Raw genomic sequence first — 16,709 nt, 5'->3', positions numbered from 1 at the left:
TGTATCGCTCTACCCCACCTCAGACGGACTCTTGCCCGTAAGCATTTTGAAAACCTGGCTAAAATACGTTGCATTACGGAACCCCGTCATCTCGCTCACCTCATACACCATGTAATGTCCCGACTGCAACAGTTCCAACGCCCTCTGAATCCGGTACCCGTTCAAATAACTGACGAAATTCTCACCGGTCACCCTTTTGAACAGTTGACTCAGATACTTCGGATGTACGAACAGCCCCTTGGCTATCGCTTCAAAACTAATCTCTTCGGCGTAATGAAGCTCTACATACTGTTTCACCTGCTCGATAAGTTTATTGCTTTTCTTCTCGCCCATCTCCTTACGTATCTGTTCCAGCCAGTCGCAGATAATACGATCCATCCAGCTTACCAGATCATGCAACGCATATTTCAATTGAATTTCACGCAAAAAATCACTCATCGCTAGCGGCGGCGCTAACATAGGATGAAGTCGGTTCCAGCTATGCATCAACGTGTCGAACAGACTGACGGCCACAACCTGCACATCCTGTATCCCAACACATTTCCCCTCTTTCAGCAAAAGGCAAATATGATGCCATACCTCTTCCGCCAGGTCAGGTCGAATATCCGCCCAAGCCTCATTCCATTGACGAAGCAATAATGAATAATCGGTCACACTTGGTTCTGTATCCTCAGACGCTTCATAATGGTAGATACGACTTCCACCTTGAAACTCTGCTGTTTCCACCGCTTCCCTGCTCTCGAGATAGGAATCTATCACCTCACATGGGTGACTTTTGGATCTTCCGATTCCAGCACTCACTTCAATTTTCAGATACGTAAAGATCTGATCGATCATCCTCTCCACGAGTGGCAGGCATTCCTCCAAATGATCTTTATCTCCTAATAGAAGCAACACAAATACCTGATCCGAATAATCAACAATCTCTACCTGACCATTCATGCGCGCCGCGTGCTCCTTCACCGTCTCCTGAATAATATCGGCCGCCCCATAGCGGAGAAGCTGCCAATCCCGTTCTTTCATCCGTGTCAAAAATACGGGGCGATTCAGTTGCAGACTAATGGCGCGTGTCTGGGAGGACATATGAATGCCTATATAGTCCATGCGTTCTTTGGGCAGCTCGTCTGCCCGATATCGCGTAGTCAGCAGTTCGTGAAGAAATTGTTTGCGCAAATACGGAAGTACCCGTCCAACCTCCTGCTTGTACGTCTGCTCCAGTCGCTCATGCCGCTCTCGCACATCTTGTTCCAGTAACACCTCACGCAGCACAGACTCAATCTCCTCAACCTCTGCCGGCTTCAGCAAAAAGTGATTCACCCCCCAGCGCATGGCTGCCCGGGCGTTCTCGAATTCGTCATATCCACTAAGAATAATGATCGGCAAGTGGGGATGATCACGTCGCAACGTCTGTGTGATCTCAAGCCCGGTCATCCCCGGTAGATATACGTCAGTCATAACGACATCTGGATGCATGCGTTGAAACAGCTTCAGCGCATCCAAGCCATTGGAAGCAGTGCCTGCAATGCTTAGGCCCAGAGAAGGCCAATTGATATGATCTGTTAATGCCTTTACAATATGAGGATCGTCATCAACAAGCATAATCGTCTTCATCATTTTTCACCGTCCAGCCATAGATTTAATTGCTCGTCGGTCTCAATACGCGGCAGCGTAATGGTCACTTCCACTCCACCTGACTCTCTATCGCTCAGTTGAACACCATACCTCTTCCCACAATAAAGCTGGATGCGCTGATGTACATTCCGTACGCCGATGCCACACGTCTCTTCGAGTTTCCACCCCTCCGGCAACCCCCGCCCATTATCCGTGATACGAATGACGATATCCTCATGCGGGCCAACCACTTCGTGCATATGCACCTGAATTCGAAGTGTGCCTTCTTCAGGGTGCCCGTGCATAACGGCATTTTCGATGAAGGGCTGCAAAATGATCTTGGGAATGTAACAACCGCGAATATGCGGATCGATCTGCTCCTGATATTGAATGGAGAACGGCAGCCGCTCTGACTGGATGTTAACGTAGCAACGGGCATGTTCCAACTCATCACGAACCCGTATAAACAGTCTCCCTCCACTCAGTCCGATCCGTAACAGCTTACTGAGTTGTACAATCATGCGACTGATATCCTTGGCTTCGTAATCAAGTGCGCGCCAGTGGATCATGTCGAGGGTATTGTATAAAAAATGGGGTTTGATCTGGGCCTCAAGCAAGCCCGTCTGGGCTTCACGCTTGGCCCGGCTCTCATCCTTCACCTGTTCCATCAGCGTCGTGAGCTGTGAAGCCATGTGATTAAAGCCATAAGCCAAATGGGCATATTCCTCTGTAAACGAAAGTTGGACCCGGGTATCGAAGTCCCCTTTCTCCAGTTGTCTCATTCGTTTGATTAATTGTCGCAAAGGCCGGATGATCTGCCTTACAAACAGGTACGCCAGCACAGCCGAGGATAACAGTCCCAGCACGGCGATGCCGAGGATCTGCCAGCCTGCTTGTCTGAGCGGAGATAACAGTGTATATACCGGAATAGTCTGTACGAGGCGCCACTGAAGCATCGCTGGCCTGGAGTACAGCACCAATTGAGCACCTCCGGGTTGGCCGGAAACTACTTCGTACCCGTCTGCACCATGCTGGACATGTTCCTGAATCCATGCACTATCTATAATAGAAGAAGATGAATTTACAGCTTCACCCGTTTCCTGTACTGTACTCGCTTCATTTCTTCGATCCGCTCGTTCATTCTCCCCTGTTGGATCAACTCTCCCCATCTGCATTACGACATTACCAGCCGTATCTACCAACAGGACTTTTCCATCAAGCACCATGGGTACATCAGCAAACCTGCGTACGATGTCGGCTCTACTCAGTCGAATGAGTACATAGGCAACCGTCCCGCCACGACTGTCGAAAATCCGTTGGGCGTATCCGACCAGGGATTGGCCAGATTCGTTCTCACGCAGCGGAACCCAAGCCGCATCAGCCTTTTCCAGCGTAGCAAACCAAGAGTCGTGTGCGATGGTGTCCACCGGAAATATGCGATCAGCCATAGTCACTGTCACTTCATTAAAGGCATCCGTATACAGTTCGATGGAAGTGATGCCTTCACTCACGACCATGGTATGATCCAGAATTCGAGAGACCTCTCTCCGCTGGTGAATCTGTGCAAGCCTGCCCGTATCAGCCGTTTCGAGCAGACTGGACAGTTCCCGATTGCTTGCCAAGGCATAGGAAGTTCCGGTTACCCCTGTGATGAAATCAAATCCCCGACGTGTGCTTTCGTTCAGAAGAGCCAGGCGTGCTTTGCTAATCTCGGCAAAGGTGACTGCTGAGAAAGACTGATATGCCAGCCAGACCACAACCGAGACGAGCAGGAGGTTAAACGCAATAAAGCAAGTCACCATCAACGTGGAGAGCTTGCTTTGTTGCAGCTTTTGATTAATGAATAAAGACCATCTTCCTTTCCTCATGGAAAAATCAACTCGTTTCGTCTTGGAATTACCCTTTGAGCCCAGAGGTCGCGATTCCTTCCACGAAGTACTTTTGACACACGATAAATACGATAAAACATGGCACCAGCGACAACACCGACATGGCAAACATCGGGCCCCAATCGGATTGAGAGCTGGAATCAAGGAACAGGCGCAGACCTAGCGGCACGGTGTATTTGCTAACGTCACTCAGGTAGATCAACTGACTGAAGAAGTCGTCCCATGTCCACAAGAACGTAAAGATCATCGTGGTAACCAATGCTGGGAAAGCCAGTGGAATGATGATTTTGGTGTATATTTTCACAGGACCGCATCCATCAATGGTTGCTGCCTCATCCAGCTCTTTGGGCAATCCCCGGAAGAACTGTACCATGAGAAAAATGAAGAAGGCGTCGGTCGCCAGCCATTTTGGCACCACAAGCGGCAGATACGTATTCACCCACTCCAGGTGGTTGAAGAGAATATACTGCGGGATCAGCGTCACATGATGGGGCAACATGATCGTCATAAGCATCAGTCCGAAACAGATGGCTTTGAAACGAAAATTTAGTCGGGCGAAGGCATACGCCGCCATAGAGCAGGAGATGACATTGCCCAGTACGGCGCCAAGCGACAGGATGACAGAGTTGGTCAGAAAGCGGGCGAACGGGTTGCCCTGAATTCCCGACCAGCCATTCATGTAATTTTGCCAATTCCATTCCTGTGGCCAAAACCAGGTCTCTGTAAAGATCATATGTCCCGGTTTGAATGAGCTGCCCAGCATCCAGAGGATCGGGTAGAGCATGACAAAGGCGATGCCTGAGATCAACACATGTTTGCTGACGACCCATGCTGTAGAGTTTCGTTGTCCAATCATGATTTCCCACCATCCTCATAGTGCACCCACAGCTTGCTACTGCGGAATACGAGCAATGTAAATACGCCAATCAGGATGACCAGCACCCAGGCCATCGCGGAAGCGTAGCCCATCTGAAAGAATGAGAATCCTTTTTTGTACAGATACAGAGAGTACATTAAGGTTGAGTTCACTGGTCCTCCGCTACCGTTACTGATAACAAAAGCCTGCGTGAACGATTGAAAGGACGTAATCAGCTGCATGACGAGATTGAAGAAGATGACAGGTGACAGAATCGGCAACGTTATATAGAAGAATCTCCGCAGAGGACCTGCACCATCTACCGCTGAGGCTTCATCATACTCGGGTGGAATCTGCTTCAAGCCTGCCAGGAAAATAATCATCGATGATCCAAACTGCCACACGGATAACAGCACAATGGAGTACAGCGCATACTTCGGATTGGCAACCCAATCGGGCGCCTTAATGCCTACCATGGCAAGAACACTATTGAGTAGCCCGTCCCCACCCAGCATTTTACGCCACAACATCGCAATCGCCACGCTACCTCCAAGCAATGTCGGGATGTAATACACCGTACGGTAAATACCGAGTCCTCGAATCCCTTTGTTCAGCAACATCGCTACAAGCAGCGCGAAAATCAATTTGACCGGTACGGATACAGCGACATACGTGAAGGTGACTTTGAGCGACTGGGTGAACAGTTTATCCGATGTAAACATCGTGGTGTAGTTATCCAGACCGACCCAGGAAGGGGCGGCCAGGATACTGTAATCGGTGAAAGAGATGTATAACGATACCAACATTGGACCTAGGGTAAGGAATAACAATCCGACAAGCCATGGGGCGAGAAACAGAAGTGCGGCTCCATTATGCGCATATCTCCGTTTGACCCGCCGGGTAGTTACACGCTCGATTCGGGCTTGACTGACCTGTGATGTCGTCATCTTCGCAACCTCCCCGCAGAATTAGAAGTGTGAGACAGTTTCAATCATTATTGACTCGATCCAAGCGTAGCCTTGGCTCCTTCAATAAACTGGGCAATGACATCTGGAGTATTACCTTGACCGAAGGCGATCTGCTCGCTTGCGCTCTTGAAACTTGTGTCCACTTCAGCAAATCCTTGCGGGTATGGCGGGTCAATCTCGCTGGAGTTCTTCGATACCGTATCGATAAATTGGAAAATGGTTTGCTCCGCTTCCGGCAGCGTAGGCTGCATCTGTTCACGAATGCTGGAATTGACCGGCACCCCACGTTCAGAACCAAGAATAGCGGTTGCTTCTGGATCATTGACCATGAAATCAATGAACATGGCAACTTCCTTTGGATGTTTGGTTTTGCCATAACCGGAGAGGAACTGACCTGGTTTCAGATATTCACCGATTTGCTTTTCACCTACACCATGCGGAAGCACTTGGATGCCCAGCTTATGATCCTGGTTTTTGTTCACCTGCTGGAATGTCAGCAATTGATTGGACCATGCAAAGTCCATGGCGGCTGTGCCCAGTGAGATCGGTCGTGTCTCCAGCGCATTGGTTGTGGATGCCGTTATCTCCGCTGTAGTCACTCCACCATTCTCGCGTAGTGCGCTCCACATATCGAACCATTGTCGAAGCTCCTCGCTGGTAGCTGTCATTGTGCCACCATCAAACAATCCTTTCCCGGATTGCCGAATAAACACTTCAAACATGTTCGTTGTACCGGAAATGTCTGCCGATCCATAGAACCCCTCACCTTTGGCTGCGGCGATCTTGGTTGCAATATCCCCAAAATCCTTCCATGTCCAGCTCTCTTGTGGTTCTTCTATACCTAATTCCTGAAATACGGTGGCGTCATAGATGACACCTGGTGCGTTAACTCCGAGGGTAATTGCATATAATTTATCGTCAATCGAACCGGCTGTAATCATGCTCTGATCATGATCCTCTGTCCGCAGCTCTTTGCTCTCTGCAAACGGAGTCAGGTCAAGCAAGGCACCACGCCGGGCAAAGTCAGTCAAAAAGGCGTAATCCATCTGGATGATATCTGGTGCATTTGAACCGGCTACCTGTGTAGTCAACTTGTCAAAGTAACCGTCCCAACCGGAATATTCAGGTTTAATGGTGATTCCCGGATGTTTCTCTTCAAACAATTGGATCACTTTGGTCGTCAGATCATGTCTGGTCTGTGATCCCCACCAGGTCATGCGCAGTTCAATCTTGCCTGATGAATCTCCTTCACTTCCACTTGCTTCCCCAGAAGAAGAAGATGTATCGGCGGCCCCTCCAGAACAGGCTGTAGCGAACAATAACAGGGACAGACAGAACAGGGTTACCCACTTTTTTGTAATCATCATAAATGAATTTCCTCCCCTTTTTGCATTTATGGAATCGCTTACAAAACCTATTGTATCGGTCTATTACTGTACATGACATAAACAAAAGTAAGCTTTCCTGTCAAAAAAGTAAGGAGTTACAGGAATCAAAAACCACCAGGAATGATATTCCCGGCGGTGATGATCCCGTCTCAAATATGATTACGGATATACAACCGTATTACGTGGAGCAGAAGACTGTTGTATAGAAACGATAGTATGAAAATCAGACCTCGGTGGTCTGTCAGGAATGTGAGACCGCAGGTGAAGACACCCTGTGCTCAGCCAAATGTTTCTTCATTTTTGCTACTTCAGTCCCTGCCAGCATCATAATGCCTATTCCGTGATTGTCATTGGTAACGGTACGCAAGTCCTGATCATAATACTCTGCCGTAAACGCATATCGTGATCCGCTACACACGCCATGCACACTCCCTTGACGATCAATCGCTTTGCAGATAAGTCCCTTCCAAGCCCGCTCGGCAGCTGTGACGTAAACTTCAGGGTCTTTGAACCAGCCAAAGCGTACACCTCTCGCAAAACCATAGGCAAACATTGCCGTGCATGAGGCTTCTTCATACGTCTGCGGAACATTCAACACCTGATGCCACAACCCGCTTTCCCCTTGAAGCGCTGCGTACCCCTCACACAGCTCATTGAAGAAATCTATTAAGGCTGGGCGCTCGGGATACTCTGTTGGCAAAGCTTCCAATACCTCTGTCAAGGAAAACAGTGTCCAGCCATTTCCCCGTCCCCATGGAATCTGCGTTGCCTGTCCGTATTTGAAATCATACACATGGGACATGATCTTGAACTCAGGCATAAACAGATACTTCCGATACAGTGAAAATTGTCTGGCGGCTTCATCCAATGCGGCTGAGTTGCCTGTCACCCGTGCATAACGAACGAGAAACGGCGTGCTCATATAGAGGTCATCTGCCCACATGGTATTCTCGGCATACTCCCCTACACATGTGCGATAAAATGCACCATCCTCCTGCCGTTCCAGGCGGGAAAGCATGAAATCTGCAATCCGTTCAGCAATCGGAAGAAACGTTGGTTCATGACACTCGGAATACGCTTCTAGCATGGCCGAACCAAAAGAACCACAGTTATCCAGCATTTTCAGCATGACCAATTGTTGATTGACTGCCGGGAAACCATACTGCTCCCGATCCCATAAGGAGTATTCATACATCTGGGTACATGCCTGCACATGCTCAGCCGCATAACGTGTAATGTCCGGTCTTTGCAAATAACGCCCCGTCCGTAATAGACCATATACAGTGACACCCAATGGATAATCCCAGCGACCATAATTGGTCACACTGCCCACTGTCCATTTGTTGCTTAACATTGCGTTCTCATAATAAGGTCTGATCCAAGCATCCGGTCGATCTAAGCGCCAATACGTCTGTTCTAGACCCGTTTGATACACTCGGTCCGTTCGAGTCAGATCCGCCAAGTCCGGTTCAACCTCCGACTCAAAAGGTCCAACATATAACCAAGACTCTCCATTAGCTCCGTGCACACGCTGAGGAAGTTCCAGTGAGAGCGGCTTACCCGACACGGTTGCGTTCAAATTAAAATGCCAAGGTCCAGCCGTATCGTCATATTCACTTCGGACAAGCAGGTCACTCCGCCCAAAAGAGGCTGGTACATCCACCTCGAACGGACCCGCTTCCTTCACTTGCGCCACAGGCTTGCCGCTAATCCATATACTTAGAGAACCGGAAGATTGACCTGACAATCGCACTGCATTCCCGGTTGAATCGTTATTGTTCAGATGGGTCCAAGCATAAGCATGCTTACCAGCAAGATTTCCGAATATTCGCTCGAAAGCTGGCTTGGTTTTAACTTCATCAGACCAGCCTGTCTCAGGCAGCCAGTTCAAGCTGACGTCTGATTCTTTTCCAAGCAGGTCCGGTTGTTTACTCGTGGCTGGGTTCGGTTGGGAGAACACCCACCCCGCTTGCCCCTGTCTCTCCTGAAATGGAGCATATACATTCAAAATGCGCACTTTTCCTTCATCTGACCCAAATTGGCAGCCAAATCCGGCAGGGGTGTTTTTCATCTCCAGCCAAATGGTGTTCCAACCAGGCTTGATATCGATGCTGAGCTTCACCGTTGCGTCTGGACTAATCTCATCTATTACGGTAGAGCGATAGACCAACTGCTCATTGAAATAGAAACGAACAGGCCCATAACAGCGGACCAACACGTCCAGATTCCGGTCCTCGTCCCCCCAAACCAATGCAGCTGCGTAGGATATATGGTCTTTAGGCGCATCAGGAAAGCGTTTACCTAAATTCAGATCATAAAGCCCTTTTTCATTTTGCAAAATACCAGACTTCTGGAATACCCGATATACAAAATCAGCCTGTGCATTGGCTCCAATATACCTCTCGGCCAGTACCTTCAACACCTGATCCTGATCTTCTCCAAATCGGTAATACATGCTCTGTGGTTCACTGAAATAGGTCGTCATCGATGGCACACATCCTTCTCCCGTTGAAATAAAGTCTTATATCATAACATTCATACCATCCACACTGGAGCACCAAACTAATATGCAGTAATAAAGTATAGCGCTTAACCTAGGTGGGTAATCCCCTTACCGGGAAATAGGTATGTCCCTTGGTTATCTTCTGAATACCGAATAATAATCCCAGTATAACTGACATGTTCGGTGGTGGCTACAGATTTTTGATTACGCTTACAATTATATCGGATTTAGTCGCCTTTTCTCTCTAGGTTAACTTAAATTTAAACAATAGTTTAAAAACGAGAAAACGTGACCGATATAGAAACTATATATGTTGAACTAATCATTTACACAGAAACGTAGAGGACAGAAAAAAACTGAAAAAGCGAAGCGTTCGCCTAAGAGATTTCTGAAAGAAAGCTGCATCGTAAGCATACGCTATCACCGGATTTTTCCCTTGAGAAAAGGGAATCCAAAAAATCTGGGGATAACAGCGATTGGAAGGTTATTCTGTCATCGGAGTGTACGTGTGAATATATCTTTAGTTCAACTTATATAGATTGAAAAATTCCACTTTTTGTATCGGGAAGGAAAGATGCACATTGAATACTCTTGAATCTCTGGTAAATGCTATGCCTTTTGTTAGCCAAATGTTCCGTGACGACATATCCATATCCATTAATGATCATGAGAAAGTATTGTATTTTTCCGAAGCAAAAAGTCTGGAGATTGGCGTGAAGGTTGGGGATGAGCTGCATGATGATTATAAACATTTCAAAATGCTGACTAACAGAGATTCCCGTACCGTGGCACGCATGCCTGGTGATCTGCAAGGCAGACCTTTTGATGCCATTCTAATCCCTATTAAAGAGAACGATCAGGTCGTGGGTATATTGGGTGTGAACTACGCACTGGATAGTCACATGACACTGGAAACGCTGATCCGTGAAAACGAAACAACCATTAATGCGCTCGTCGGCGGCATTCAGCAGATTGCTGCACATTCCGAAGAACTCTCTGCGACCTCGGAAGAGATTCTGCGCAATTCCAAAAAAGCTTCAGAGAACTCGGTCAGTGTAAGTAAAGTAACAAACGTCATTCGTGAAGTATCGGAACAAACCAATCTGCTTGGACTAAACGCCATGATAGAGGCAGCCCGTGTGGGCGATCAGGGGGCCGGATTCGGTGTGGTTGCCAGTGAAGTACGCAAGCTGTCGGATCATACGAAACAAGCAGCGGCTGATATTGAATCGTCCCTAGGCAGCGTGCAAGATTCCATGAAACATATGGAGCAGGAGATCGGTCAGATTACAACCGCAACAGTGGATCAGGCCAAGCTTGTTACCGAGTTCATGGAAAGTATCGAACAGCTTAGTGAGACAAGCGCGAATCTGAAAAAGTTTGTACATCAGATGCTGGCGCTCGAATAACAATAGAGTTCCACAACAGAAAGAACAAACGATATGAAATGTACATAACAAATGATTTAGAATGTAAAAAGCCTCCGGCCACTTCCCTTTACAGGAAGTCAGCGGAGGCTTTGTTTCGTATTTGCGGTGATATCACCTTTACTGTTTATGCTCACACGGCTGTTATATCTCTACAGCGACGCCAAAATGGTCAGATACTACCGGTCCGTTTTTACCGTTCAAGACCACGGTAGAAGATTTAGCCTGAATCGGACGATTGGAGAAAATATAGTCGATCCGAAGATCGCGTTTGTTATCTGCCCAGCCGGCAATGGCCTTCACCACGGTTGCTCCTTCATCCTTTTGCAATGCTGTGGTGTACAGGTCATTCCAGCCTTTGCTCATCATATAATCATAGCCTTCACCACGCACTTCCGCGACATTATTGAAATCACCCATTATATATAACGGCTGGTCCATGTAGGGGGCAAGCTTGCTCTCCGTCAACTCCCACTGTCCCTTGAAAGGTTCCTGCGCATCATCCCACCAGTTATAATGTCCGTTCACAAACCAGGTTGCTTCACCTTGAACGACCGTCTGAATTCCCACAATCTTGCGTGTACGATAGTTGTTATAATCCCGCATGTGGGACACGTATTCCCCAAAAGCCTGCTTAATCGGCGTCCGGCTAAGGATCGCCAATCCTTCATCGTATTTTTGAAACCCAACATGCGCGGGAATCCACGTCCAGTAATATTGCTCTGTCAGCTGCTGAAGCAGGACGTAGGCATAGTTGTCTTTTTTAATCACAGCGTCGGATTCAGTAGCATAATACATCTTCAGTTCTTCTTCTGAAAGCGCCGCTTCCTGCATGGACTGGTTAACCTCTTGCATGGAAATTACGTCAAATTGATGTGTATTAATAAAATCAGCCAGCTGACTGATCTTGTTCAGTTGATCCTCTTCCGCCCAAGCGTGTGTGTTTAACGTAAGTATTTTCATATGCTCTCTCCTGTTGTGTGTAGTATGGCCGTTTTCCCGGCCTGCATCGTTCCTGATAGGAATACATACCATAAGCATACACAATATGGTGCATTCTTGCATGTCAGCCGCCAGCAGAACCGACGTGTTCATCCTGATTCCAGTTGGTCTAAAATAACTTCAAATTCTTCATAACCCATGCACGGATTGGCTCATAACTGATATGATGGATACAACAAATTTACAACATCACGTCATAGACGTGGTGATTACTGAACCTATGTTTACCCCAGGAGATGGAATGATGAACATACCGAATAACATGAGGATGGATGATGCGCAGTGGCAACAGTTGATCAGGCAGGTTGCAGAGCATTTTAATAACCTGACGATCATGCGCGGATTCCAATATTATAAACAGAAACGTGTCGGACCATTAACCTATTCCGAACAACAAGGGATCTCGGCCGTTGTACAAGGATCGGAAGAGTACGAGGTCACACTAAGCATGCAATCCCTGACTACAAGTCATTGTACCTGCCCGGTGAGTTCCGTATGCAAACATATGACGGCTGTATTAATGAGTTATGCCGAGCAACTGGAGCGACCTGTGCATGCGATTGTGAATGCGCACTCCAGTACTGCACTCAAACAAACGACCAAACCCGTCGGGGCCATGTCCGCAGGAATATCCAGCTATGCAGATGCCGATGAACAACAGGATATGGACATTCCGAACAACCAATACAGCCAGATCAAGGAACGTGCAACAGAGCTTGCTGATCTCGAAATCTCGGAATGGCACGAACTATTCCACTCATGTCTGAGACGGCTGGGTACTGGCACAGCAAGCACATCCTACGTACAGGAAGCAACGGACGAGCTGTATGCCATTAAACCAAGGCTGTCCGCTGCAATGGACCAACTTTTTGAACTACATGTGCAGCTGCACCTCATCCGATTCTGCGTGCCGCCGGCTCGTAATTCAATCACTCATACCCCCGTGTACTTGAGCTACCCTGCCCAGCTCGCGGTGGATGCACTTCAGAAAGACATTGAACGGATCTTTAACCATCCGCTAGACCTGTCAGGTCTAAAGGGAAACAAGCTTGAACAACTTTGGAACAGACTGTCTGAAACCTCAGCTTATTTACGTAAACAGATGATGACTGAGACAGCCAGCATGATGTTCTTCACTCCGATCTATCGACAACTGTGGTTGAACTGGATCGTACCTGAGCTGCAAGGGTCGCGGGACATGTTAGTGTCGGAACAGGCCATCTTAGATGATATAGAACGCAATATAACCGCCGCTTCGTCACCTTCCCAGTCAGGTGGGAGTGTCTTGGGTAGCGCTCAAAATAACGGAAGTAGTAGTGATAGACCAGGCAAAGCCGTAACACTGCCTTTACCACTCATACTCGCGCAGAGCTGGATGCACTTCCATCTAGGGCAAGATGATCAGGCATGGCAGCGACTCATCCATGGAAGCTCGGCCTACGGCTTCCCGCCAGAACAACTGTTGCATTTTCTCCATATACTCGCAGATTCGGCTGAATGGAAGCGACTTGGGGATTGGTTGGTACAACTTGGCCCCCTTCTGGCGAATCGGCGTAATACACCTTTGAATGATTACATGCATCTATGGGATACGGCCATTCAACATCTGCCCGATGCAGAGAACCGTATGTGGGACACGCTTGTCAGTATGCTTCCCCACTCCCGCCCCGCCTACGAGGATGCTATGCATTCGCGTGGACAGTGGCGCAGATGGATTGATTTTCAGCTGAGTACGGGAACGGAACCTCTCGAATTCCGCGTAGCGATGCTGCAACCAATCGAAAAAGATGCACCTGAGCTGCTACTTCCCTTCTATCATCAGGCAGTGGAGCGTTATATCGGACACAAAAACAGGGACGGGTACAAAGCAGCCGTGAAGCTGCTGAAACGTCTGTCCAAAATCTATAAAAAAATGAAGCAAGAAGCGCACTGGGAGCAATTCATCACCACACTCGCTGTTCGTAACAGTCGACTGCGCGCCCTGCAGGAAGAGCTTCGGAAAGGTAAACTGATCTCATGAGCTTAATTCATCCTTACACTGAAACGATTGAGGTTCACGTCGCTTTAACCGGATATGGTGATGCTTTGTTTTACGGAGCACTCAACACACACCACTTTGTACCGGGACAGTCGCTTAAGCAGCGATTGTTCGCTTGGCATGCGCCTTCCTTCTACGGGACCGAACTGGAAGTTCGGCAGATTGAGGAGATTGAGCTGGTTGTTCTGCCTGCGGAAGAAGTGATTCCCTTTTTTGCCGAGATGCATACGCTGCTTCATATTGAATGGAAGTGGGACGAACAAGCGGAACATCTGATTCGACTAGCTCCAGCACTGGCATCCTCCATAGAGAAACGAAAATACGTACCTAGCTTCGAGGCATACCGTGCAGGACAGCTTCAGTGGACCTGGGACCCGGATAGCTTGAAAAAGCAGGATCGGGCATCGCTTACCAAAGCGGTTCAGCAAACGGACGAGAGTTATGTCGAAGGACTTGGGGCGGCCTATTCCGCCTTTGTATTCCAGCGCTGGTACAGTTCGGAAGAAGCTGCAACGGATCTGCGGCGTGAATTCCCGCAGTTGTTCCCAGAGCGCGGCACTCTACCCAAGACAGCCGGGATGGATGCTCAGTCCTGGCTCGTATCCATTGGCTGGAAAGCAGATGCCGCACCATTCAGACCCATGCTGCAATTGCAGGAGCCGGACGAGGATGAGCCATCTTGGCGGCTGCGATTGGTGTTGCAGAACAAGCTGGATGCCGCTGTATTGGTGCCCGTCATGCTGGATTCACGGGGCAGACTTGAAGGCGAATGGCCAGAGGTATGGACACCGTTCATTCTGGATCGCTCCGCCGGATGGCTGGATCAGTTGCGTGCACATCTGCCGCGTCTTGGAAGCTCCATTAGCGGCAGGCGGGATGTGCTGAGTGATCCTTTGGGAGATCAGGAAGCCTGGCAGTTCCTGACGCAGGATAGCGGGCGGTTACTCGCAGCGGGCTGGCAAGTTCTGCTGCCTGGTTGGTGGGAAGCAGCCCGTAAGAAGAAACCAAAGCTGCGTGCTAAGGTGCAGCCGGAGGAAGGCAGTGAACGGGGACAGTCATTCTTTGGACTGGACTCGATTATTCATTTTGACTGGCGAATTGCGATTGGTGACACCGATCTCAGCGAAGATGAGTTCGCCGACCTTGTTGCCCGTAATGAACGACTGGTTCGCTTCCGTGGAGAATGGGTTCCTCTCGACCCCGATCTGCTGGAACAGATACGTCGTGCCATGGGCGGTGTAGATCGGGAACAGGGACTCTCATTCCAGGATATTCTGCACCTGCATCTGCTACACAATGAGCAACGGGAATATCGCAACCAGAAATGGAAGGAAGGACAACAAACCGAGGAAGAGCAGCAACCACAGGATGATCAAAACATTCGGCTGGAAGTAGAACTGAATGAGCACCTGAACCGGGTTATTGCACAACTCGGGGGCGGACAAGGCGGCGCACCTTCCCTGCCCATTCCGACAGGGCTTCATGCCGAGCTGCGATCGTATCAGAAGGAAGGTTTTGCATGGCTTGGTTTCCTGCGCAGATTCGGACTTGGGGCATGTCTTGCCGATGATATGGGTCTCGGGAAAACCATTCAGTTCATCACGTATCTGTTACACATCAAGGATCATGAACCACGTAAGCCGGGACAAGCCCCGGTTCTTCTGATCTGCCCAACCTCCGTACTGGGCAACTGGCAAAAGGAAATTAGCCGCTTCGCACCCTCCATTAATGTCAGTCTGCATTATGGCGCACGCCGATTAAGTGGAGAAGAATTCCGGGATCAGACCGAGCAGGTGGATATTATTATCACGTCCTTTGCTACGGCTACACTGGATCAGGAGATGTTACAAACCTATACGTGGTCATGCATCTGTCTCGATGAAGCACAGAATATCAAGAATGCTCAGACCAAACAGTCGCTGGCTGTCCGCAGCTTCCCTGCGAAACACCGCATTGCCATGACAGGTACGCCGATCGAGAATCGGTTATCCGAGCTGTGGTCGATCTATGACTTTATCAATCCAGGATATCTGGGCAACGCCCGGGCATTCCAGACTCGCTTCATCAGTGCCATTGAAAAAGATAAAGATGAGCAGCGCATGCAGGATCTACAGCAATTGGTGAAACCATTCATGCTACGCCGTAAGAAAAAAGATCCCAATATCCAGCTAGATCTGCCGGACAAAAACGAGATGAAGACTTACATTCACCTTACGGGCGAACAAAGTGCATTGTATGACCAGTCCGTACAGGCCCTAATGGATAAAATGAAAGAGCTGGAAGGCATCAAGCGCAAAGGTGCCATTCTATCGGCGTTAACCCAGCTCAAGCAGCTGTGTGATCACCCACTTCTGCTGACCAAAGAAGCCTTGCCAGAGGAACTGCCCGAAGACGGCGCATTGACATCTGCTTATGACGTGTACAGCCCGCAGGATATGGCGATTCTGATTAGTCGCTCCGCGAAGCTGGAACGACTGATGGAACTTGTCCGCGAATTACGGGACGAGGGCGAGCGATGCCTGATTTTCACCCAATACATCGGTATGGGTCAGATGCTGCAACAGGTATTGCGTCAGGAGTTGCAGGAACCTGTGCTATATCTGCACGGGGGTACGTCCAAAACGGGACGGGATCGTATGATTGAGGAATTCCAATCCCGTACATTGCCTGAGGATAAGCAACCGTCCGTCTTCATTCTGTCCATCAAGGCAGGCGGTGTGGGATTGAATCTGACGGCTGCCAATCATGTCTTTCATTTTGATCGCTGGTGGAACCCTGCTGTTGAGAATCAAGCCACCGACCGGGCTTACCGGATGGGTCAGACCAAGGATGTTCAGGTGCATAAGTTCATCTCTCTTGGCACACTGGAGGAGCGGATCGACGAGATGTTGGAGAGCAAACAGCAGCTCAGCGATAACATCATCACAAGCTCTGAGAACTGGATTACCGAATTGTCCACGGATGAGTTGCAGGATCTGTTCACTCGGCGGCGTGACTGGTCAGGCTAACTTGGATTAGATGAGATAT

Annotated in this window: 10 protein-coding genes; 3 read left to right on the top strand and 7 right to left on the bottom strand. The window is 48.8% G+C overall.

Features of this window, described 5'->3' with window-relative positions:
* Positions 1 to 9 precede the first annotated feature (9 nt).
* From MKY01_RS01390 to MKY01_RS01365, 6 genes are all read right to left on the bottom strand, one after another.
* Positions 10 to 1,614, bottom strand: coding sequence for a response regulator (locus MKY01_RS01390; protein WP_339285092.1), 1,605 nt, complete (start codon positions 1,612 to 1,614; stop codon positions 10 to 12).
* Complete coding sequence (locus MKY01_RS01385; protein ID WP_339285090.1) at positions 1,611 to 3,479, bottom strand: sensor histidine kinase; 1,869 nt, start codon at positions 3,477 to 3,479, stop codon at positions 1,611 to 1,613. Before MKY01_RS01385 ends, MKY01_RS01390 begins: the two co-directional genes overlap by 4 nt.
* A gap of 28 nt (positions 3,480 to 3,507) precedes the next feature.
* Positions 3,508 to 4,356: a carbohydrate ABC transporter permease gene (locus tag MKY01_RS01380; protein ID WP_100526499.1), complete on the bottom strand. Its 849-nt coding sequence runs from the start codon at positions 4,354 to 4,356 to the stop codon at positions 3,508 to 3,510.
* Positions 4,353 to 5,303 carry a sugar ABC transporter permease gene (locus MKY01_RS01375; RefSeq protein ID WP_036616398.1) on the bottom strand — a complete coding sequence of 317 codons (951 nt, stop codon included), beginning with the start codon at positions 5,301 to 5,303 and terminating at the stop codon, positions 4,353 to 4,355. Before MKY01_RS01375 ends, MKY01_RS01380 begins: the two co-directional genes overlap by 4 nt.
* Positions 5,304 to 5,350: 47 nt before the next feature.
* Positions 5,351 to 6,691 (bottom strand): ABC transporter substrate-binding protein, encoded by a 1,341-nt coding sequence (locus MKY01_RS01370; RefSeq protein WP_339285088.1) that lies wholly within the window; start codon positions 6,689 to 6,691, stop codon positions 5,351 to 5,353.
* Between the two features lie 262 nt (positions 6,692 to 6,953).
* Positions 6,954 to 9,197, bottom strand: coding sequence for a glycoside hydrolase family 88 protein (locus MKY01_RS01365; protein ID WP_339287063.1), 2,244 nt, complete (start codon positions 9,195 to 9,197; stop codon positions 6,954 to 6,956).
* Positions 9,198 to 9,796: 599 nt separating this feature from the next.
* On the opposite strand from MKY01_RS01365, the gene MKY01_RS01360 reads away from it, so the two are divergent.
* A complete protein-coding gene (locus MKY01_RS01360; RefSeq protein ID WP_017691152.1) occupies positions 9,797 to 10,624 on the top strand; it encodes a methyl-accepting chemotaxis protein in 828 nt (275 codons plus the stop codon).
* Between the two features lie 162 nt (positions 10,625 to 10,786).
* Here the strand turns inward: MKY01_RS01360 and MKY01_RS01355 are convergent, their stop codons facing one another.
* Positions 10,787 to 11,605 (bottom strand): endonuclease/exonuclease/phosphatase family protein, encoded by an 819-nt coding sequence (locus MKY01_RS01355; protein WP_339285086.1) that lies wholly within the window; start codon positions 11,603 to 11,605, stop codon positions 10,787 to 10,789.
* Positions 11,606 to 11,885: 280 nt separating this feature from the next.
* On the opposite strand from MKY01_RS01355, the gene MKY01_RS01350 reads away from it, so the two are divergent.
* Both MKY01_RS01350 and MKY01_RS01345 read left to right on the top strand, forming a co-directional pair.
* Positions 11,886 to 13,664, top strand: coding sequence for a hypothetical protein (locus MKY01_RS01350; RefSeq protein ID WP_339285084.1), 1,779 nt, complete (start codon positions 11,886 to 11,888; stop codon positions 13,662 to 13,664).
* A 5-nt stretch (positions 13,665 to 13,669) separates the two neighbouring features.
* On the top strand, positions 13,670 to 16,690 hold the full coding sequence (locus MKY01_RS01345) for a DEAD/DEAH box helicase (protein WP_282322247.1): 3,021 nt from the start codon (positions 13,670 to 13,672) through the stop codon (positions 16,688 to 16,690).
* Positions 16,691 to 16,709 lie beyond the last annotated feature (19 nt).

It is taken from the genome of Paenibacillus sp. FSL R5-0486 (assembly GCF_037975155.1).
Classification (GTDB): domain Bacteria; phylum Bacillota; class Bacilli; order Paenibacillales; family Paenibacillaceae; genus Paenibacillus; species Paenibacillus amylolyticus.
This window is presented reverse-complemented; position numbering and strand designations above follow the sequence as displayed.

Bases quoted from the DNA above. Each gene is read 5' to 3' on its own strand.
- MKY01_RS01380 (WP_100526499.1), bottom strand. From the start codon at position 4,356: ATGATTGGACAACGAAACTCTACAGCATGGGTCGTCAGCAAACATGTG.
- MKY01_RS01375 (WP_036616398.1), bottom strand. From the start codon at position 5,303: ATGACGACATCACAGGTCAGTCAAGCCCGAATCGAGCGTGTAACTACC.
- MKY01_RS01365 (WP_339287063.1), bottom strand. From the start codon at position 9,197: ATGACGACCTATTTCAGTGAACCACAGAGCATGTATTACCGATTTGGA.
- MKY01_RS01355 (WP_339285086.1), bottom strand. From the start codon at position 11,605: ATGAAAATACTTACGTTAAACACACACGCTTGGGCGGAAGAGGATCAA.
- MKY01_RS01350 (WP_339285084.1), top strand. From the start codon at position 11,886: ATGATGAACATACCGAATAACATGAGGATGGATGATGCGCAGTGGCAA.
- MKY01_RS01390 (WP_339285092.1), bottom strand. From the start codon at position 1,614: ATGATGAAGACGATTATGCTTGTTGATGACGATCCTCATATTGTAAAG.
- MKY01_RS01385 (WP_339285090.1), bottom strand. From the start codon at position 3,479: ATGAGGAAAGGAAGATGGTCTTTATTCATTAATCAAAAGCTGCAACAA.
- MKY01_RS01370 (WP_339285088.1), bottom strand. From the start codon at position 6,691: ATGATGATTACAAAAAAGTGGGTAACCCTGTTCTGTCTGTCCCTGTTA.